The following is an 18939-nucleotide window of genomic DNA, read 5'->3' as shown; positions in this document are numbered from 1 at the left end:
AGTTTTGTTTTGAAAGCGTCTTGGCATGTCCAATCCTGATACATCAACTTCGCAGAATGCCAGCTCAGATCCCAAGCAGAATTTTGGCACCAGCGGTATCGCGCCGATGGAGCGTCCGGGTGCTGTAACGCGCTTCTTTATGGGGATTGTTGCCTGGGCAGAGAGCCTTAATCTGAAATATGCGAAGCTCGGCAATCCGCCTGTTTATGACAATGCCACGTTCCCATGGGCAGCAGAGGTTGAGAAGGCCTATCCGGCTATTCGCAAGGAACTTGAAAAGGTTCTGCTGCGTCAGAGCGAGCTTCCTTCGTTTCAGGATATTTCGTCCGACGTGAAGACGATCTCGACAGATAATCATTGGAAGACATTCTTCCTGCTGGGCTTTGGTGTGAAGTCGGAGCAGAACATTAAGGCCTGTCCCAATACATGGAATGCGGTGCAGCATATTCCGGGTCTGACGACTGCCATGTTCTCGATCTTCGAGCCGGGCAAGCACCTGCCGCCGCATCGCGGTCCTTATAATGGCGTGCTGCGTCTGCATATGGGCATGATCGTGCCGGAACCTGTCGATAAGCTTGCGATCCGCGTGGATAAGCAGGTTTGCCATTGGCAGGAAGGCAAGGTTCTGATTTTCGACGATGCTTATGAGCATGAAGCCTGGAACCACACCGAGCATACGCGCGTGGTGCTGTTCGTTGATTTTGTGAAGCCGCTGAAATTCCCGGCCCGTTTTGTGAACTGGGCACTGATGAATCTCGCGATCTTCACGCCCTTCATCAAGGAAGGGCTGGATAACCACAATGAGTGGGAAAAGAAGTTCTATGCGCAAGCTGAACAGCTTCGCAACCAGCCAAAAGCCTGAGCGATTTGACTTCAAGCCTCGCCGCTTTTAAATAATCTTCTGGAGGGCTTTTTAGCCCTCCAGTTGTTTGTGCCCCAAATGAGTGGGCCGCATACTTTTCGAGTGTGCTCCAGAAGGAATTGTTGATGCCGGAGATTGTAGGAAGCCTCTGATCGTTCCGAACGATTGCTGCGCCTTGAGTAGAGCGCAGATGTTCAGGGACGGAAATGGCATTGGCCGTGGACAGGTATTGGCTGTCCGCGTGCGCTGATGCTTGTCATGGTTTCCATCCAGGCATAACAACAATGAATATCTCACGTATTGAACAGCGCGTGCTTCACGTGCTGGCGCAGGGCGGCTACATTCGCCATCTGCGCGAAGACGGACGCATCTGCGAAATCGAATGCTACACGCGTGAAGGCTATCTGCTTTCCGATTGCACGATGGTTGTTTTCCAGCAATTGCGACGAAAACGGCTGATCGAATCGCGTGCAGGAAGTGCTTATCGCATCTCGCTCAAAGGACGCACCAACGTCCGAGCACAAGCCAACAATCGATGAGGAGTGCATGATGCATATCCGCAAGGAACAACTGAAGGATATTTCCTCAATCCGGCATTTGACGAATGACGCCTTTCGTACGGTGCCCTATAGCAATCAGAAAGAGGCGGCAATTGTCGACGCTCTTCGTTCGGCATCGGCCTTGACCTTATCGCTGGTTGCCGAAGAGGGAGAGGCTCTTGTCGGGCATGTGGCATTCTCGCCGGTTCTCATCAATGGTGTTGATTGTGGCTGGTACGGGCTTGGCCCCGTCTCCGTGCGGCCGGACAGGCAGGGTGAGGGCATTGGCAGTGCGCTCATCCGGCAAGGTCTAACATGCTTGCATGAAGTGGGTGCCAAAGGTTGCGTGCTGCTCGGTGACCCGGGCTATTATCAACGGTTTGGTTTTAAAGTCGATGAAAGGCTAACACTTGACGGTGTTCCGGCTGAGTATTTCCAATGCCTTGTGATTGAGGGTGAAATGCCGAAAGGCAAAGTGACCTATCACTCAGCATTTGATGCATAAAGAAAGGGCGGGAAATTCCCGCCCTTTTGTTTGGTTCATATTAACTTTTACGGCCACTTCACCACGGGTGGCATCGACGACAGAATGGAATTCACATTGCCGCCGGTCTTGAGACCAAAGATCGTACCGCGATCATAAAGCAGGTTGAATTCGACATAGCGTCCGCGACGGATCAGCTGTTCCTCGCGCTGTTCTGGTGTCCATTCCTTGTTGAAGTTCTGGCGCACGAGATGCGGGTAGACCACCGAGAAACCACGACCGACATCGCGGGTAAAAGCGAAATCCTTATCCCAGCCGCCCTGTTCTTCGGTTGAATGCAGCCAGTCATAGAAGATGCCACCGATGCCGCGGGCTTCATTGCGGTGTGGCAGGTAGAAATATTCGTCGCACCATTCTTTCAGACGCTGATAATCGACAATGTCCTTGTGCTTTTCACAGATGAAGCGGAACGCCTTGTGGAAGGCGAGGGTGTCCGGATCTTCCTGTGTGCGGCGGTCATCGAGAACGGGCGTAAGGTCGGCGCCACCACCAAACCATTGGCGTGTGGTCACGACCATGCGGGTGTTCATATGGACGGCTGGCACATTCGGGTTCTGCGGATGCGCGATCAGTGAAATGCCGCTTGCCCAATAGCGTGGGTCTTCCTCGGCGCCCGGTATCTGCTTGCGGAACTCAGGAGAAAATTCGCCATAGACGGTCGAGACATGCACGCCGACTTTTTCAAAGACACGGCCATGCATGATGGACATGACACCGCCACCACCTTTGCCTTCATCCTTCTGCCATGGGGTTCGAACAAAGCGTCCCGGCTCCTGGTCGGAAAGCTGGCCTTGCAAATCGTCTTCGAGCTGTTCGAAGCTCGCGCAGATACGGTCGCGCAGTTCTTCAAACCAGTTCTGGGCGGCTTGCTTTTTCTCTTCGATATCTTGCGGGATGATTGCCGGAATTTCGTCGCGCTGCATTTTGGATATCCTCTCACGCAATGTACCGAGCGACCGAAAGGCCGCAAAAATTCAAACGTCTATCTTCTTGACTTAGCAAAGTCCTGCAGTCTGGCAAAGCGCGAAGAGTGCGCGGCTTGCGGGTGCGAATTCCTCTCCCCAAGAAAAGACTCGTCATGAAGTCGTTGCTTCCCTATCTTAAGCTTCCAAGGGATTGGAAGTTTCGAGTTTTCCCTTGTTTCGGGAGGCAATTGCATGACCGCATCTTCGCCCCGCCCACCACTTGAAGGCTTGCGCAAGCAGCTAGAAAAAGGTCGTGCCAAGAAGAGCCGTATGCCACGCGACGGGTTTGTCCGCGAGACATTCACCCTACCGCGACAGGCCGCACGCGATAAAGCGCGGGAATGGTTTGAGGCTTTCCCCAAGGCTGCCTATTGGACTGAGATCGAAAGCTGGTGTGAACGGCCTGATGATGTCATCGAATTTACCATGCGTCGCCTGCCGACATCGGATTAGAGATCTGAGTCAACGAGACGCTTTAAGCCATTGAAACCAGATTCAAATCAGGCATTTGCGAAAACGCCCTCCGGTTTTTCCGAAGGGCGTTTACATTTCTGAGTTGTTATAGCGTTACAGCTTTATTTCGCTTCCGTCTGAGGGGCCTGCTCCCACGACTTCCAATCCTTGATGATGCTGTCAGCATATGCCTTGCCAACGCGATAGGCATTGGTCGTTGCCAGCGGGAAACCGCCCGACTTCGCAGCAAGGGATTCTGCCGCCGTCTGGTCTTTGCCCTGACGGTCGAAGTTGGAAGACGTACGCAGCAGCGCAATACGGTCATAATCGAGCTTGCCTGCATCGGCTGCGCGCTTGAGCGAGGTCAGCGTTGCATTGTCTTCCATCTGTGAGGTGCAGTAGTTCGCTTTGCCATCAGTCAGGAGCTTTGCCCACTGTTCCATGGCTTCGCCGAGCTTGGTGCCGTGCCAGTATGTGTCGCCCGATGCGGTATCGCAGATTGTGACCTGAGGCGCGCTGGTTGCTGCTTCTTCCGTGTAATGCTTGCGATATTCCTTGGCATCGTCGCTGTCGAGAAGTTCAACGCCCTTGGTCGTTGCGAGTGCGTAATCGGCAAGCTTGCCATTGAGTTCGAAGACTTCCGTGCCTGCAGCCCATTTTGGCTTTTCACCCGGCTTTTCAGCGCCGAGGCCGAAGAAGTCGGTCGCCCAGCCTTCAGGTGCTTCGCGGATATCAATGCGATGGTTGAGGTTGGCATCGATTGCGTATTTTGCCCAATGCGCAGAACCGAGTGTACCATGTTTTGGATCAACGCCTGCGATACCGGCGATGAGGAAATAAGTGTGGCTCAGATCAAGCTTGTCGCTCAGCGCCATTGCCGAGACCGCACTGGCTGCATTGGCAAAACCCATGGCCGTGGTCATGTGGCAGAGGCCTTCAGCCGTACAATCGATCTCAGGATATTCAGGGCTCAAGCCCGCAAGCTTCAGCTTCTGTGTGAACTTTTCACCTTCCAGCCAAGGCTTTGCTTCCTCACCGAACATGGTGATGACCATGACCTTTGGCGAAATGGTTTCAGCAGCCTGTGCAAATGCAGGAGCGGCAACTGCGGTTGCCAGAAGAGAGGCCGTAAGAACAGAAGTGCGGAACGATGGCTTCATCGGAGAAGAACCTTTTCTGACTGAATACTAAATCTGCTTCGGGAACTGATTCCGTTTGTCCGTCTATGCGGTTGAAACGGAATCGCTTTTTAAATTTTGCTGGCGCAGAGCTTCGCCTGCCGTGATCGCAACAGAAACCGCAAGATTGAGGGATCTGGCACCCGGCACCATGGGGATAATCAGTCGCGCATCCGCGATGTCCTGAATGCTGTCAGGGACGCCTGCGGACTCCCGCCCGAACAACAGGATGTCATTTTCCTGAAACGCGTATTCCGTATAGGGGATTGCTGCCTTGGTCGACAGCAACACGAGGCGCTTGCCTGCCTGGCTGCGCCAATCGTTGAAATTCTGCCAGTCCGCATGGCGGGTGAGGGCGGCCTGTTCGAGATAATCCATGCCTGCGCGTTTCAATGATCTGTCGGAAACGTCGAAGCCTGCAGGCTCGATCAGGTCCACCGCGAAGCCAAGGCAGGCGGCCATGCGCAGAATGGTTCCCGTGTTGCCGGGAATGTCGGGCTGGTAAAGGGCGATACGCAGATCCATATAAGGCGGGTAGCTCACAAATCCGATGGCTGCAAGTGTTCAGATTGGTTGTGTCGCACACGTCAACACATCAATTCGCGGGATGGTGCCCGCAAGAATAAAATCATTCTAGCATCACGAAAATATTCCCTTTTTGTTCCTGTTCCGACTTGGAAATTTTGCAAGGTGCCCGTAAAAGGATCGCCATGTTCAAATGGTTTGAAAAACGACTCGAAGCTTATCCCGAAGAACCGCCGCGCGAGCCTCCGCGCGGGCTGGTAGCCTTTTGCCTTTATTACACCCGTGGCGCATGGCCATGGATTATCGGCATGGCAATTTTCACGACACTGATCGCTATTATCGAAGTGTCGCTTTTTGCCTTCATGGGCAATATCGTCGACTGGCTTTCGCACCAGTCGCGTGAGACATTCCTGAGCAATGAAGGCTGGCGGCTTGCGCTGATCGCGGGCGTCGTTCTGGTCGGTTTGCCGGGCGTGGTTCTCATCCACTCGCTGCTTATTCACCAGACGTTGCTCGGCAACTATCCGATGCGTGTGCGCTGGCTTATGCATCGCTATCTGATCCGTCAGTCCATGTCGTTCTTTCAGGACGAGTTTGCCGGACGTATCTCAACCAAGCTGATGCAGACTGCTCTCGCTGTGCGTGAAACGGTGATGAAGCTGCTCGACGTGCTGAACTACGTCATCGTCTATTTTGCCGGTACGCTGTTTATCGCGGCCTCGGCGGATATTGTTCTGATGATCCCGTTTGCGGTCTGGCTGATCGTCTACATCATCCTGTTGCGCTTCTTCATTCCGCGTCTCAGGGTGATTTCCGAACAGCAGGCTGATGCGCGTTCGTCCATGACCGGACGTATTGTCGATAGTTATACCAACATCGCGACCGTGAAGCTGTTCTCGCATTCAAGCCGTGAAGAGTCTTATGTGAAAGAAAGCCTCGATGGCTTCCTCGTCACGGTGCATCGACAGATGCGTCTCATAACGATGTTCCACTTCACGCTTTATATGGCGAACTGCATCCTGCTGTTTGCTGTGGGTGCGATCGGCATCAAGCTCTGGATGAATGAAGCCATTTCGGTGGGTGCTGTTGCTGTCGGCATCGGCCTTGTGCTGCGCCTTAACGGCATGTCGCAGTGGATCATGTGGGAAATGTCTGCACTGTTCGAAAATATCGGCACGGTGGAAGACGGCATCACGACGATTTCGCGCGCACATGAAGTGGTGGATACGCCAAATGCGCCTGTGCTGAAAGTGAGCAAGGGTGCGCTGGATTTCGACAAGATCGGTTTCCACTACGGCAAGGGCAAGGGTGTTATCGAAGGCCTGTCGCTCGACATTCAGGCCGGGCAGAAGATCGGTCTCGTCGGACGTTCCGGTGCGGGTAAATCCACGCTCGTCAATCTGCTGCTGCGCTTCTACGATCTTGAAAAAGGCCGCATCCTGATTGATGGGCAGAATATTTCCAAGGTCACGCAGGATTCGCTTCGCGCAAGCATCGGCATGGTTACGCAGGACACGTCTTTGCTGCATCGTTCGGTGCGCGAGAACATCATGTATGGCCGTCCGGATGCGACAGAAGAAATGGTCGAACGGGCAATCCGTCTCGCTCAGGCTGACCAGTTCATTCCTCTATTGACTGATGCGAAGGGCCGACGCGGACTGGATGCTCATGTCGGTGAGCGTGGTGTGAAGCTTTCCGGTGGCCAGCGTCAGCGTATCGCGATTGCGCGCGTGATGCTGAAGGATGCTCCCATCCTCATTCTGGATGAGGCAACCTCTGCACTCGACTCGGAAGTGGAGGCAGCCATTCAGGACAGTCTCAACACACTGATGGAAGGCAAGACCGTTATTGCGATCGCCCATCGCCTTTCGACTATCGCCGCCCTTGATCGCCTCGTTGTGATGGACAAGGGACAGATTGTCGAAGATGGCACGCATGAGGAACTTGTTGCGCTCGGCGGCATTTATGCCGGACTATGGGCACGTCAGTCGGGCGGGTTCCTTGGTTTTGACGAGCAGACCGAAGCGGAAATGGCAAAGTAAGGAATACGCAATTGATGAAAGCGGTTTATAGCCTGTTCGAGCGTTGGGTTGATCCCTTCCGCGAACCGGACAAGCTTAGACCGCCTTCAACAACATTGGCCTTCCTCTGGCATTATGCGCGACAGGCTAAATGGCCGCTTGCAGCCTCGCTGGCTGTTGGCGGTCTTCTGCCTCTTGTGGAGGCGGGGTTGTTTTATTTCACGGGCAGGCTTGTCGATATTCTCGATCAGGCAGGCAAGGGCGGTGTCGAGCGTAGCTGGTCGGCACTGTTTCAGGCTGCGGGTCCGGAACTTCTGTTCATGGGGATCACGGTTCTTGTGATCCGTTTTGTAGTCACGGCCATAAACACCCTTCTTGAAGGTCAGACACTTTCGCCCGGTTTCTACAACATGATCCGCTGGCAGGCGAATTCCTATGTCCAGCGGCAATCCTATGCATTCTTTCAGAATGATTTTGCCGGGCGCATTGCCACCAAGGTCTGGCAGGCGGGGCAGGCGGCAGGTGATCTGATTGAAAGTCTCATTCAGGTCGTCTGGTTCATGGCGATCTATAGCGTGACGACGCTGTTTCTGGTGGGTCGTCTCGACTGGCGGCTGGCTGCCGCGGTGATTGCATGGATCGTGGCTTTCGGCCTGATTGCCCGGCACTATTTGCCGCGCATTCGAAAGAATGCTGAAGCCTCCGCGGAAGCGGGCTCCCTGATCAACGGCCGTATCGTTGATAGCTATTCCAATATCCAGACCATCAAGCTCAACACCGTCGATGACGATGAGCGCTATATGCGCGACGGTTTTATGCGCTATCTCGGGGCAATCCTGCCGTTTATGCGCTCACTGACCGGCGTGCGTCTTGCCATGACCGCCTTGTCAGGTCTGATGATTGTGACTGTGGCAGCAATTACCATCGACCTGTGGACCAAAGATGCCATCACTGTTGGGCAGGTGTCGTTCACGCTCGGTCTGGTGTTGCGTCTTAATATGCTGCTTGGCCGTCTGATGATGCAGCTGAATGGTATGCTGCGTCAGCTTGGGCTTATAGAAAACTCGATGAAGCTTGTTTCCGAACCATTGGGTCTGGAAGACAAGCGCGGTGCAAAACCGTTGCAGATTACCGAAGCGCGCATCGACATTCAGAATGTCACGTTTCATTATGGTAAGGCGGCGGGTGTTCTTGACGGTATCAACTTTTCCATCAGGGGTGGCGAACGGGTCGGACTTGTTGGCCATTCAGGGGCGGGCAAGTCGACACTCATCAATCTGATCCTGCGTCTTTATGATGTTGAGAAGGGCGCGATCCTTGTCGATGGTCAGGATGTTCGCGATGTGACGCAATCCTCTCTGCGACGCGCCTTTGCGGTCGTCAGTCAGGAAACAGCGCTGCTGCACCGTTCGCTGCGTGACAACATTATGCTGGCGCGTGATGATGCCACGGATGAAGAGCTTGCGCAGGCTGCACGACAGGCCGAAGCAGACGAGTTCATCGCGAAGCTGGAAGACTTCAATGGACGGAAATCCTTCGATGCCTTCGTAGGTGAGCGCGGCGTCAAGCTTTCGGGCGGTCAGCGTCAGCGTATCGCGATTGCGCGTGCGATCCTGAAAGACGCACCGATCCTCATTCTGGATGAAGCAACCTCGGCACTCGACTCAGAGGTTGAAGCCTCGATCCAGGAGAATCTTCGTCAGCTCATGGAAGGCAAGACCGTTATCGCAATTGCACATCGGCTTTCGACTATTGCAGCTCTTGATCGCCTCATCGTCATGGATAAGGGCCGGATTGTCGAAGAAGGCACCCATGAGGAATTGATTGCGCAAGGCGGAATCTATGCGGGCCTCTGGGCCCGCCAGTCGGGCGGTTTTCTCGGTATAAACAGCTAATTTCAAGTATTTTCAGACGACACTCACCAAGCCGCTCAAAGTAAGATTTGAGCGGCTTGGTTTGTTTTGTCGCTTTTAAAACATCCCAATAAATCAGCCTGCGACATGGTGCCGTCCTATGGGGTTGGCGTCTGGACAAGGCATTTCAACCTGCCTAAACCTGAATGTTGAGATGGAGGGAATTTCGTTCTGCAAGCAATTGTAGAACTGCTTTTTGCGTGAACGCGAAAGGCTGGACTGCTTTTGCCTAAGTGCAAGGGAACGAGGGGAGATTTCAATTGGATATCCAGGTTAAAAAGGAATTGGCACGTGAGCGCACACGACACGGCTGAGCCGACACGGCGTGATTTTTTGTATATTGCGACGGGAATGGCCGGTGTCGTCGGTGTCGGCGGACTGGCATGGCCGTTTATCGACCAGATGCGCCCCGACGCTTCGACGCTTGCTGCAGCGTCTATTGAGGTTGATGTTTCTTCTCTCGCAGAAGGCGCATCGCTCACCGTCAAATGGCGCGGTAAGCCAGTTTTCATCCGAAACCGTACGGCCAAGGAAATAGAAGACGCGAAGACAACAGCGCTTGGCGATCTTAAAGATCCGAATGCCCGTAACGCCAATCTTGCTTCGGACGCACAGGCGACCGACGTTGCGCGTTCTGCTGGTGAAGGTAAGGAAAACTGGATCATCATGATCGGTGTTTGTACCCACCTTGGTTGCGTGCCACTGGGTGAGTCAGGTTCGTTTGGCGGCTGGTTCTGCCCGTGCCATGGCTCGACCTATGACACTGCGGGTCGTATCCGCAGCGGTCCGGCGCCGGAAAACATGCACATTCCGGAATACGCATTTGCTTCCGATACGGTCATCAGGATCGGCTAAGACAGATCTTGGGGAGAGAAAACATGAGTGGTAATCACTCCACATATACGCCCTCGACCGGCATCGAAAAATGGGTCGACGAACGGCTTCCTTTGCCGCGCCTGGTCTATGATTCCTTTGTTGCCTATCCGACGCCGCGTAACCTGAACTATATGTACACCTTTGGTGGCATTCTAAGCTTTATGCTTATTGCGCAGCTCATCACCGGTATCGTGCTGGCCATGCATTATGCTGCGGATACGGGCATTGCATTCAACTCCGTTGAAAAGATTATGCGTGACGTCAACTCTGGTTGGCTGCTGCGTTACATGCACGCAAACGGTGCATCATTCTTCTTTATCGCCGTTTATCTTCATATTGCTCGCGGTCTTTATTACGGCTCCTACAAGGCACCGCGCGAGCTGCTTTGGATCCTCGGCGTGGTGATCTTCCTTCTCATGATGGCAACCGCCTTCATGGGTTATGTTCTGCCTTGGGGACAGATGTCCTTCTGGGGTGCGACGGTTATCACGGGCTTCTTTACGGCTTTTCCGATAATCGGCGAGCCGATCCAGCAATTGCTGCTCGGTGGCTTTGCCGTTGATAATCCAACGCTTAACCGCTTCTTCTCGCTGCATTACCTGCTGCCGTTCATGATTGTGGGCGTTGTTATCCTGCACGTATGGGCTTTGCACGTAACCGGGCAGACCAATCCGACAGGGATTGAAGTGAAGTCGAAGACAGACACGCTGCCGTTCACGCCTTATGCAACCATCAAGGATGCTTTCGGCGCGCTCGTGTTCTTCATTTTCTTCGCTTACTTCGTCTTCTACATGCCAAACTTCCTGGGCCATCCGGATAACTACATTCCGGCTGACTCACTGAAGACGCCAGCTCACATTGTTCCTGAATGGTACTTCCTGCCGTTCTACGCGATGCTGCGTGCGATCACCTTCAATATCGGCCCGATCGACTCAAAGCTTGGCGGCGTTCTGACCATGTTCGGTTCGATCGCGATCCTCTTTGTCGTGCCTTGGCTCGACACATCGAAGGTCCGTTCGGCGGTTTACCGCCCGTTGTTCAAGTTGTTCTTCTGGCTGTTTGTCATCAACGCTATCTTCCTTGGCTGGTTGGGTTCGCGTCCGGCTGAAGGCGTCTACACGCTGATGGCCCAGTTTGGCACGCTCTACTACTTCGCATTCTTCATCGTCATCATGCCTGTTCTTGGCTTGATCGAAACGCCGAAGCGTCTGCCGAACTCGATTACCGAGGCCGTGCTGGAAAAGAATGAAGGCAAGGCCGAGATCGCCCCAGTGGAAATCAAGGGCTGAAGCAGCGAGAGATGAAGGACGTATCAATGAAAAACATCCTCAAGAGTTTCGCTGCTTTCGGTATCGCTCCGCTGGTTGCGTTGGGTGTGACGATGGGTGGTGCTTTTGCCGCCGGTGGCGGTGAGGGGGAGCCGGAACACTTTCCGATCCACCATCCAAAGCAGGAAAAGTGGACCTTCTCTGGCCCATTCGGAACTTATGACAAGGGACAGCTTCAGCGCGGTCTCAAGGTCTATAAGGAAGTCTGCTCTGCTTGCCATTCGATGAACCTGGTGGCCTTCCGCACGCTGGAAGACCTTGGCTATTCGCCTGAGCAGGTAAAGGCTTTTGCTGCGGAATATGAAGTACAGGATGGCCCGAATGCAGACGGTGAAATGTTCACCCGCAAGGCAATCCCTACTGATCATTTCCCATCGCCATTTGCGAATGCGAATGCAGCGGCTGCAGCTAACAACGGTGCAGCTCCGCCTGACTTCTCGCTGATTGCGAAGGCGCGTGCGGTTGAGCGTGGTTTCCCGACCTTTATCTTCGACATATTCACGCAATATGCTGAAGCAGGTCCGGATTACATCCACTCTCTGCTGACCGGCTATGATGAACAGCCGCCTGCAGGTATGCATGTACCGGAAGGCACGCACTACAACCCGTATTTCATCGCGGGCAAGTCGCTGGCCATGGCGAAACCACTCAGTGACGATCAGGTGACTTACGATGATGGTTCTCCACAGACGGTGGACCAGTATGCACGTGACGTTTCTGCGTTTTTGATGTGGGCTGCAGAGCCGCATCTGGAAGATCGCAAGAAGACTGGCTTCCGCGTCATCATCTTCCTCATTCTATTCGCCGGCCTTGTTTACATTGCCAAGCGTTCGGTCTGGTCTGATGTGAAGCACTGATCTCCTGATTAAAGTTGAATGTTAAGGGCGCTGCGAGGCGCCCTTTTCTTTTGCCCGTATGACATCAGCGATCTCGCGGTTTTGATCAGCGAACCACCATTCCCGGGATACACTGTCGAGAATGATCGGGAACGGCTTTGAATAAGCTTGGCGTAGCGGCCATATCGTGATTGAAGATAATCTGAAAAAAGAAGTGCTTTTGAAATGAGAAAAGCACCTTAGATTTATTCGCATCGAAAGGACTGAAAATGGAATCCGGGTTCAAAGCCACTTTGAAGGACGCGATCAGAACCATTCCCGATTATCCAAAACCCGGTGTTCAGTTCCGTGATGTCACCACGCTTATGGGCGATGCACAGGCATTTCGCCGTGCGGTGGATGAGCTGGTTTATCCTTATGCCGGAAACAAGGTCGATAAGGTTGCCGGTATCGAAGCACGCGGCTTCATTCTTGGCGGCGCGATTGCACATCAGCTTTCGGCTGGCTTTGTGCCGATCCGCAAGAAGGGTAAGTTGCCGCGCGATACCGTTCGCATTGCCTACAGCCTTGAATACGGCATCGACGAAATGGAGATGCATCGCGACGCCATCGAAAAGGGCGAACGCATTATTCTCGTTGACGATCTGATTGCAACTGGTGGCACGGCAGAAGCTGCAGCCAAGCTGCTTCTGCAGATGGGTGCCAATATCGTCGCGGCCTGCTTTATCATCGATCTGCCAGACCTTGGCGGACGCAAGAAGCTCGAAGCTCTCGGTGTTCCGGTCCGCACGCTTGTCGAATTTGAAGGTGATTGATTCACCTCACCCTCAGAAGAAAAGGCCCGGAGTTTTCCGGGCCTTTTTCGTTAAGCGGGCAGCTTTACCATGGCGGCATTGTCAAAGGACAAAACCTTTTCGCCGTTTTGGTTATAAGCACTGGTGCTCATACTCAGCATCGACCAGCCGGGACGCGAGCTGAGAGGGCGGACCGCATGGACGGTGCGCTTATAGGTGATCGTGTCGCCTGCATAGACCGGGCGCATCCATTTGAGGTTTTCAAAGCCGGGTGAGGGGCCAAATGTCGGCGGAACTTCGCCGCGCTTCATTGCATCTTTTGTTGCCTCAACAATGGATGCCACGTTCAGCTTCATGAAGACTGCTGTGGTATGCCAACCCGACGCACAGAGGCCGCCCAGCACGCTTTTCTTGGCTGCTTCCGCATCCAGATGAAACGGCTGCGGGTCGAATTTTGAAGCGAAGTGGATGATTTCTTCTGCGGTGAATGTATAGCTGCCGATGGTCAGCTCTTCACCAAGATGCTCTTCAATAAAGCTCATGCTTCGTCTCCTTCGCGCTCAGGATTGCGAAGGCCGACCATGGCAGTGTGCTGTAACTCGCAAACGACCTCGCCACGCTGATTGACGATCTCATTATAGACCGTGAGGAATCCCACATGCGGCATGGATTTAGAGCGGCGGCGATCAAGGACGGTTGAGAAACCGCTCAATGTATCGCCTGCAAGAACAGGCCGTTTCCAGCGGTTGAATTCGATGCCGGGGCTGCCTTGCGAGGTCGAATCTTTAAGATAGGCATCCCAGACCATGCGCATGAAAAGCGACACGGTATGCCAGCCCGAAGCAGCCAGACCTCCAAGTACGCTTGCCTTGCCCGCTTCTTCATCAAGGTGGAAGGGCTGAGGGTCGAACTCTCGGGCGAATTCGATGATCTCTTCTTTGCTAATGGTGCGTGGTCCGAAGGGAAGCTTCAGTCCTTGCGTGAAATCTTCATAAGCATATCGAGGCGTCTTATCAGTCAATCCGGTCTCCTCCCACCAGAGCGGCATTCGCCGCCCTGTTTCTTTGCCTGCGCATGTCTATAACCCCAAAACCGGTTCCCACTTTAGGGAGACATGCGTAGAAAAAAAGGCCGCTAATTTGTAGCGGCCTTTGTTTTATCAGGTATTGAAGCGGAACAGCATCACATCGCCGTCATGGACGATGTATTCCTTGCCTTCGTCCCGCGCCTTGCCTGCTTCCTTGGCGCCGACTTCACCATTGAACTTGATGTAGTCCTCATAGGCGATGGTCTGTGCACGAATGAAGCCGCGCTCAAAATCCGTATGAATCACGCCAGCAGCACCCGGAGCTTTGGTTCCGCGACGGATAGTCCATGCGCGTGTTTCCTTGGGGCCAGCGGTGAAATAGGTGATGAGGTCGAGCAGCTTGTAGCCTGCACGAATAAGACGATCGAGGCCCGGTTCCTCTAAGCCCATGGCGTCGAGATATTCCTTGGCTTCCTCGTCAGCGAGCTGTGCAACTTCAGCTTCAATCGCAGCTGAAATAATAACGCTTTCGGCGCCCTGTTCAGCAGCCATCTTTGCAACAGCAGCACTGTACTCATTGCCATTGGCAGCATCGCTTTCAGCGACGTTGCAGACATAAAGCACAGGCTTGGAGGTGAGCAGATTAAGACCCTTGAGGATCAGCAGATCATCTGGTGCAATGTCTTTCAGCATCAGGCGAACCGGCTTGCCGTTCTGCAACAGTTCAAGTGCCTGTTCCATCACTGGCAGAACAGTCGTTGCTTCCTTGTCCTTGGACGAAGCGCGCTTGCGGATCTGAACGATACGGCGCTCGATGCTTTCGAGATCTGACAGCATCAGCTCCGTTTCAACAGTTTCAGCGTCCGACACAGGATCGATACGGCCTTCAACATGGGTGATGTCGTCGTCTTCAAAGCAACGAAGAACATGCACGATCGCATCGACTTCACGGATGTTGGCGAGGAACTGGTTGCCCAGACCTTCACCCTTGGATGCGCCGCGCACCAGACCAGCAATGTCTACGAAGTTGATGCGGGTTGGGATGATTTCCTTGGAACCTGCGATTTTCGCAATGCCATTCTGGCGAGGATCGGGAACTGCCACTTCGCCAGTATTAGGTTCAATGGTGCAGAACGGATAGTTTGCAGCCTGTGCTGCCGCAGTCTTGGTCAGCGCGTTAAAAAGCGTGGACTTGCCAACATTAGGCAGACCGACGATGCCGCATTTGAAACCCATGATATTCGTCCTTTATCGCTTTACGCGGTAAATTGAGCGCACGGCGCCATTATGAAGCGCCTTGGCGGATTGCAGATCCAGCCAGTGGCGTGATGATTTTTTGAAAGCCGGTTTGCCGCTTCCCAGAATGACCGGAATAGTTCCTATATCGATGATGTCAAGCAGGCCAGCATCAAGAAATTGCCGCGCCAGATCACCGCCGCCCATGAGCCATATGCGGCCATCCGCTCCCATGGCTTTCAACTTCGCGAGAAGTTCATCTGGCGTACCAGCCATCGTTGCGGTGCTTGCTGGCAGATTGTCGAATTTCTGATGCGTTGCAACAACGACTGGCAGTGAGCCATAAGGCCATTCCGGAATAGAACGAACCACATCAAAAGTGTCACGTCCCATGACGATGCCGGTGATGCCAGCCATGAACTCATCGAAGCCGAAGCCGTCATCCGGCGGAAACTGTTCCAGCCAGTCAAAGCTGCCATCATCATTGGCGATGAAGCCATCAAGGCTCATGGCAAACATATAAACGACATCGCTCATAGTTTAGTCCTTCTTGCCAAGCAGCTTTTTCAGCATTTCAGCCATCGGGCCACTTGCCGGAATGTTCGGCTTGGCTGCGCTCTGGCGCGCCTGCCGAATGTGGCTCTGTGCTTTTGGTGGAGCTTTGGCTGCCTGTTCAGGGTCAGCTTTGAAGCCGTTGGGACGCTGATTGCCATCACCCATGACGACTGCCACGCGGTTCATGAAGCTGTTGTCTTCTTTTTTGGCCAGCAGGCCAATATTGTCCGAGATGGCGCCAAACAGCTTATCCAGCCATTCATTATCGACTTTGGCGAAGTCGCCCAGAACGTGGTTGTGAACCAGCTCTTTTGCGCCCGGATGGCCGATGCCAAGGCGCATACGACGATAGTCTTTGCCGCCGGGGAAAGCCTGCACATGGGCGTCTATGGATTTGATGCCATTATGACCACCGGAACCGCCACCCGTCTTGATGCGCAGCTTTGCAGGCGCAAGGTCAAGCTCGTCATAGATTACGACGAGATCGGCAGGGGTCAGCTTGTAGAAGCGCATGGCTTCGCCAATCGACTGGCCGGAAAGGTTCATGAAAGTCATTGGCTTGATGAGAAGCACTTTTTCGCCGTCGATCACGCCATCGGCGATCTCGGCCTTGAACTTCTTCTGCCAGTTAGAAAATCTATGGCGGCGGAATATTTCATCCACCGCCATGAAACCGATATTGTGTCGGTTATGCGCATATTGGGGGCCGGGATTGCCAAGTCCTGCGATGAGCAGCATGGTTCAGAGCCCCTATAATGCGTAAAGCGATTATTCGCTTTCGTTGGCTTCTGCTTCGCCTTCTGCATTTTCTTCCGACTTGAGGCCGGCAGGTGCAGCAATGGTGGCGATCGTGAAGTCACGGTCCTGAATAGCAGCAGTTGCACCCTTCGGCAGCTTGATAGCCGAAATGTGAACCGAATCGCCGATTTCGAGACCGGTGAGGTCGAATTCGAGAGCTTCTGGAATCGCGTTCGCTGGAACGATCAGTTCAACGTCGTGACGAACGATGTTGAGAACGCCGCCGCGCTTGATGCCCGGTGCTGCTTCTTCGTTCTTGAAGTGAACTGGAACGTTGACGTGAACAACCGACTTCGCGGAAACGCGGAGGAAGTCAACGTGCTGTGGGAAGTCGCGAACTGGATCCAGCTGGTAGTCCTTAGGGAGAACCTGGATCTTCTTGCCGTCTACTTCAATCGTAGCAACAGTGGTTTTGAAGCCGCCGCCGTGGATCTTGTAGAAGATTTCCTTATAGGAAACAGCAATCGAGATTGGCTCCTGCTTGTCGCCATAGATGACTGCAGGAATCAGGCCGTTGCGGCGAAGTTCGCGGGAGGACCCCTTACCAACCCGGCTGCGCAGATCGGCCTTGAGCACGTAAGTATCGCTCATGGCATTACCTTTCAAAGTTACTGGAGTGTCGATCGCAGTTTTAATTGAGCACTTTCATGCTCCAGCGAACGACATGAAACAGCCCGAAATGCCCCTCACAGAGTGAAAGACCGGACCGCTCCATTCCGCGTTGCCTCCAAGGGTGTCTACGCGGATGGCAGGCCTATAGACCATAGGCATTCCATGTGCAAGTTTTTTGCCTGTGAAACACTGCTTCTGTGGGCTTTTGTCTTAACGGGTGGCAATGGCCATGTCAAAAATGTTAAGCGCATCGCTGATCGACCGCCTTTGTATTGCGAGTCGTTATATCATTTATGAAATAAAGGAAACGAGATGCAGGTCGGTATCGACATGGGTTCTGTTGCTGGAAGCGGCTCTGCCTCGGCAGCGGCGCTTGGTGGTGGCAAACAGGCCATGCTTGATCTTGAAGAGCTTCTCGCAACACGTCTTCTGGTGCAGGGTAATTCCGGCTCCGGCAAGTCGCATCTGCTGCGCCGCCTGCTAGAGCAGAGCGCGCAATGGGTGCAGCAGTGCATCATCGATCCTGAAGGCGATTTCGTAACGCTTGCCGATCTTTACGGCCATGTGGTTGTCGATGCAGCACGCTCGGAAGCTGAACTCACTCGCATTGCGAGCCGCATTCGCCAGCATCGCGTGTCGGTCGTGCTCAATCTCGAAGGTCTGGATGTCGAGCAGCAGATGCGTGCGGCAGCAGCCTTCCTCGGCGGACTGTTTGATGCAGAACGTGATTACTGGTATCCGATGCTGGTGGTCGTTGACGAGGCGCAGCTCTTTGCGCCCGCTGCTGCAGGCGAGGTATCTGACGAAGCGCGTAAGCTCTCGCTGGGTGCCATGACGAACCTGATGTGTCGTGGCCGCAAGCGTGGTCTGGCCGGTGTGATTGCCACACAGCGCCTTGCAAAGCTTGCCAAGAATGTCGCTGCCGAAGCATCGAACTTCCTGATGGGCCGTACCTTCCTTGATATTGATATGGCGCGTGCCTCCGATCTTCTCGGGATGGAGCGTAAGCAGGCAGAACAGTTTCGCGATCTGCAACGCGGCCATTTCATTGCTCTCGGACCTGCTTTGTCGCGCCGCCCGTTGCCGATCAAAATCGGCAAGGTCGAAACCTCTGCGCGATCGTCGTCGCCCAAGCTCATGCCTTTGCCCGATGCACCGGAAGACGCGCGCGATCTGATCTTCACGCCAGCGCCTGAAGAAATCCGCACTGTTGTTCGCCGAACGCCACCACCGCCTCCGCCACCATCGACGGCAGAAATTCTGGCCCAGGTGGCAAAGCCAAAGCCGGAAGCAGAGCCTGTTGAAGCGCCATTGTTTCCGGGCATTGTGGAAGCCGAGCGCGACAGTCTGCTTGAGAAGGTGATGCGCGAGATCGTTGATGATCCTGAAGCGTCCTTCCGTTCGGTTGCGGTGCTTTATCAGGATTTTCTGGTCCGCTGCCGCATTCACCGCGTTCCGGGTGAGCCACTGGCTTTGCCTGCTTTCCGCCGTCGTCTTGCGGTTGCGCAAGCAAGCATTGAGAGCGATGTGGCAACCGGTGAGACATGGCAGAAGGCATTGGCGCTGTCTGAAAGTCTCACAGATGACGTGCAAGGCGTGTTTCTGATTGTCGCACAGGCGGCGGTAACGGGCGCTATATGCCCTTCGGATGCGGCACTCGCGCGTGCTTACGGTACGCATTCGCTAAGCCGTGCCCGGCGTTTGCTGACCTATTTCGAAGAGCGTGGATTGCTGGTCGTGCGCAACGATTTCAAAGGCTTGCGCATTGTGAACTTCCCGGATCTCGAATGTGAGACGGCACCGGGCGATCCAAATGCACCGGATGATCAGGCAGAGGAAGCAACGGCTGCTGAATAAAGCGGCTCTGTGCAAACCGT

At 54.0% G+C, this 18939-nt stretch carries 20 protein-coding genes; 11 read left to right on the top strand and 9 right to left on the bottom strand.

What is annotated here, in order from left to right:
• Positions 1–25: 25 nt before the first annotated feature.
• The 3 genes from olsC to CEV34_RS02820 all read left to right on the top strand — a co-directional run bounded on the left by olsC (position 26) and on the right by CEV34_RS02820 (position 1906).
• Positions 26–862 carry an ornithine lipid ester-linked acyl 2-hydroxylase OlsC gene (gene olsC / locus CEV34_RS02830; RefSeq protein ID WP_007876043.1) on the top strand — a complete coding sequence of 279 codons (837 nt, stop codon included), beginning with the start codon at positions 26–28 and terminating at the stop codon, positions 860–862.
• Positions 863–1146: 284 nt separating this feature from the next.
• Positions 1147–1401 carry a YjhX family toxin gene (locus CEV34_RS02825; protein ID WP_007876042.1) on the top strand — a complete coding sequence of 85 codons (255 nt, stop codon included), beginning with the start codon at positions 1147–1149 and terminating at the stop codon, positions 1399–1401.
• A 10-nt stretch (positions 1402–1411) separates the two neighbouring features.
• Complete coding sequence (locus CEV34_RS02820) at positions 1412–1906, top strand: GNAT family N-acetyltransferase (protein ID WP_007876040.1); 495 nt, start codon at positions 1412–1414, stop codon at positions 1904–1906.
• A gap of 47 nt (positions 1907–1953) precedes the next feature.
• Here CEV34_RS02820 and hemF read toward each other — a convergent pair whose 3' ends face one another.
• Positions 1954–2868 (bottom strand): oxygen-dependent coproporphyrinogen oxidase, encoded by a 915-nt coding sequence (gene hemF / locus CEV34_RS02815; protein ID WP_007876039.1) that lies wholly within the window; start codon positions 2866–2868, stop codon positions 1954–1956.
• 234 nt (positions 2869–3102) lie between these two features.
• Between hemF and CEV34_RS02810 the strand changes: the two genes are divergently transcribed.
• Positions 3103–3363: a hypothetical protein gene (locus tag CEV34_RS02810; protein ID WP_007876038.1), complete on the top strand. Its 261-nt coding sequence runs from the start codon at positions 3103–3105 to the stop codon at positions 3361–3363.
• A 122-nt stretch (positions 3364–3485) separates the two neighbouring features.
• Here CEV34_RS02810 and CEV34_RS02805 read toward each other — a convergent pair whose 3' ends face one another.
• Positions 3486–4523: a purine-nucleoside phosphorylase gene (locus CEV34_RS02805; RefSeq protein WP_007876037.1), complete on the bottom strand. Its 1038-nt coding sequence runs from the start codon at positions 4521–4523 to the stop codon at positions 3486–3488.
• Positions 4524–4586: 63 nt separating this feature from the next.
• The gene (locus CEV34_RS02800; protein WP_007876036.1) at positions 4587–5066 is read right to left on the bottom strand and encodes a tRNA (cytidine(34)-2'-O)-methyltransferase; all 480 of its coding nucleotides are present in this window, start codon (positions 5064–5066) and stop codon (positions 4587–4589) included.
• A gap of 185 nt (positions 5067–5251) precedes the next feature.
• Between CEV34_RS02800 and CEV34_RS02795 the strand changes: the two genes are divergently transcribed.
• The 6 genes from CEV34_RS02795 to CEV34_RS02770 all read left to right on the top strand — a co-directional run bounded on the left by CEV34_RS02795 (position 5252) and on the right by CEV34_RS02770 (position 12855).
• Positions 5252–7108 carry an ABC transporter ATP-binding protein gene (locus tag CEV34_RS02795; protein ID WP_007876035.1) on the top strand — a complete coding sequence of 619 codons (1857 nt, stop codon included), beginning with the start codon at positions 5252–5254 and terminating at the stop codon, positions 7106–7108.
• Positions 7109–7122: 14 nt separating this feature from the next.
• Positions 7123–8982 (top strand): ABC transporter ATP-binding protein, encoded by a 1860-nt coding sequence (locus CEV34_RS02790; RefSeq protein WP_007876034.1) that lies wholly within the window; start codon positions 7123–7125, stop codon positions 8980–8982.
• Positions 8983–9291: 309 nt separating this feature from the next.
• The gene (gene petA, locus CEV34_RS02785) at positions 9292–9855 is read left to right on the top strand and encodes a ubiquinol-cytochrome c reductase iron-sulfur subunit (RefSeq protein WP_007876027.1); all 564 of its coding nucleotides are present in this window, start codon (positions 9292–9294) and stop codon (positions 9853–9855) included.
• Between the two features lie 23 nt (positions 9856–9878).
• Entirely contained in the window at positions 9879–11165 is a 1287-nt protein-coding gene (locus CEV34_RS02780) for a cytochrome b (protein ID WP_007876025.1), read from the top strand.
• 26 nt (positions 11166–11191) lie between these two features.
• Complete coding sequence (locus CEV34_RS02775) at positions 11192–12061, top strand: cytochrome c1 (RefSeq protein WP_171380151.1); 870 nt, start codon at positions 11192–11194, stop codon at positions 12059–12061.
• Between the two features lie 248 nt (positions 12062–12309).
• Positions 12310–12855: an adenine phosphoribosyltransferase gene (locus CEV34_RS02770; protein ID WP_064320877.1), complete on the top strand. Its 546-nt coding sequence runs from the start codon at positions 12310–12312 to the stop codon at positions 12853–12855.
• 50 nt (positions 12856–12905) lie between these two features.
• On the opposite strand, the gene CEV34_RS02765 is transcribed toward CEV34_RS02770, so the two are convergent.
• The 6 genes from CEV34_RS02765 to CEV34_RS02740 all read right to left on the bottom strand — a co-directional run bounded on the left by CEV34_RS02765 (position 12906) and on the right by CEV34_RS02740 (position 17041).
• Positions 12906–13376 carry a MaoC family dehydratase gene (locus CEV34_RS02765; protein ID WP_007876010.1) on the bottom strand — a complete coding sequence of 157 codons (471 nt, stop codon included), beginning with the start codon at positions 13374–13376 and terminating at the stop codon, positions 12906–12908.
• Positions 13373–13882, bottom strand: coding sequence for a MaoC family dehydratase (locus CEV34_RS02760; RefSeq protein ID WP_374891529.1), 510 nt, complete (start codon positions 13880–13882; stop codon positions 13373–13375). Before CEV34_RS02760 ends, CEV34_RS02765 begins: the two co-directional genes overlap by 4 nt.
• Before the next feature lie 111 nt (positions 13883–13993).
• Positions 13994–15097 (bottom strand): redox-regulated ATPase YchF, encoded by a 1104-nt coding sequence (gene ychF / locus CEV34_RS02755; protein ID WP_007876005.1) that lies wholly within the window; start codon positions 15095–15097, stop codon positions 13994–13996.
• Positions 15098–15109: 12 nt separating this feature from the next.
• Positions 15110–15634 carry a dihydrofolate reductase family protein gene (locus CEV34_RS02750; RefSeq protein WP_007876003.1) on the bottom strand — a complete coding sequence of 175 codons (525 nt, stop codon included), beginning with the start codon at positions 15632–15634 and terminating at the stop codon, positions 15110–15112.
• Between the two features lie 3 nt (positions 15635–15637).
• A complete protein-coding gene (pth, locus tag CEV34_RS02745; RefSeq protein WP_007876001.1) occupies positions 15638–16390 on the bottom strand; it encodes an aminoacyl-tRNA hydrolase in 753 nt (250 codons plus the stop codon).
• A 30-nt stretch (positions 16391–16420) separates the two neighbouring features.
• Positions 16421–17041 (bottom strand): 50S ribosomal protein L25/general stress protein Ctc, encoded by a 621-nt coding sequence (locus CEV34_RS02740; RefSeq protein ID WP_007876000.1) that lies wholly within the window; start codon positions 17039–17041, stop codon positions 16421–16423.
• 333 nt (positions 17042–17374) lie between these two features.
• On the opposite strand from CEV34_RS02740, the gene CEV34_RS02735 reads away from it, so the two are divergent.
• The gene (locus CEV34_RS02735; RefSeq protein WP_007875998.1) at positions 17375–18919 is read left to right on the top strand and encodes a helicase HerA domain-containing protein; all 1545 of its coding nucleotides are present in this window, start codon (positions 17375–17377) and stop codon (positions 18917–18919) included.
• Positions 18920–18939: the final 20 nt, after the last annotated feature.

This window comes from Brucella pseudogrignonensis, from assembly GCF_002252525.1.
In the GTDB taxonomy this organism is placed as follows: domain Bacteria; phylum Pseudomonadota; class Alphaproteobacteria; order Rhizobiales; family Rhizobiaceae; genus Brucella; species Brucella pseudogrignonensis.
Note: the sequence above shows the minus strand (reverse complement) of the source record. Positions and strands in the feature narration are given on the sequence as shown.

Coding starts and splice junctions, on each gene's coding strand:
- hemF (WP_007876039.1), bottom strand. CDS start 2,868: ATGCAGCGCGACGAAATTCCGGCAATCATCCCGCAAGATATCGAAGAG.
- CEV34_RS02780 (WP_007876025.1), top strand. CDS start 9,879: ATGAGTGGTAATCACTCCACATATACGCCCTCGACCGGCATCGAAAAA.
- pth (WP_007876001.1), bottom strand. CDS start 16,390: ATGCTGCTCATCGCAGGACTTGGCAATCCCGGCCCCCAATATGCGCAT.
- CEV34_RS02765 (WP_007876010.1), bottom strand. CDS start 13,376: ATGAGCTTTATTGAAGAGCATCTTGGTGAAGAGCTGACCATCGGCAGC.
- CEV34_RS02775 (WP_171380151.1), top strand. CDS start 11,192: ATGAAAAACATCCTCAAGAGTTTCGCTGCTTTCGGTATCGCTCCGCTG.
- CEV34_RS02820 (WP_007876040.1), top strand. CDS start 1,412: ATGCATATCCGCAAGGAACAACTGAAGGATATTTCCTCAATCCGGCAT.
- CEV34_RS02825 (WP_007876042.1), top strand. CDS start 1,147: ATGAATATCTCACGTATTGAACAGCGCGTGCTTCACGTGCTGGCGCAG.
- CEV34_RS02760 (WP_374891529.1), bottom strand. CDS start 13,882: ATGCCGCTCTGGTGGGAGGAGACCGGATTGACTGATAAGACGCCTCGA.
- CEV34_RS02740 (WP_007876000.1), bottom strand. CDS start 17,041: ATGAGCGATACTTACGTGCTCAAGGCCGATCTGCGCAGCCGGGTTGGT.
- CEV34_RS02790 (WP_007876034.1), top strand. CDS start 7,123: ATGAAAGCGGTTTATAGCCTGTTCGAGCGTTGGGTTGATCCCTTCCGC.
- CEV34_RS02750 (WP_007876003.1), bottom strand. CDS start 15,634: ATGAGCGATGTCGTTTATATGTTTGCCATGAGCCTTGATGGCTTCATC.
- CEV34_RS02805 (WP_007876037.1), bottom strand. CDS start 4,523: ATGAAGCCATCGTTCCGCACTTCTGTTCTTACGGCCTCTCTTCTGGCA.
- olsC (WP_007876043.1), top strand. CDS start 26: ATGTCCAATCCTGATACATCAACTTCGCAGAATGCCAGCTCAGATCCC.
- CEV34_RS02795 (WP_007876035.1), top strand. CDS start 5,252: ATGTTCAAATGGTTTGAAAAACGACTCGAAGCTTATCCCGAAGAACCG.
- CEV34_RS02735 (WP_007875998.1), top strand. CDS start 17,375: ATGCAGGTCGGTATCGACATGGGTTCTGTTGCTGGAAGCGGCTCTGCC.
- CEV34_RS02800 (WP_007876036.1), bottom strand. CDS start 5,066: ATGGATCTGCGTATCGCCCTTTACCAGCCCGACATTCCCGGCAACACG.
- ychF (WP_007876005.1), bottom strand. CDS start 15,097: ATGGGTTTCAAATGCGGCATCGTCGGTCTGCCTAATGTTGGCAAGTCC.
- CEV34_RS02810 (WP_007876038.1), top strand. CDS start 3,103: ATGACCGCATCTTCGCCCCGCCCACCACTTGAAGGCTTGCGCAAGCAG.
- CEV34_RS02770 (WP_064320877.1), top strand. CDS start 12,310: ATGGAATCCGGGTTCAAAGCCACTTTGAAGGACGCGATCAGAACCATT.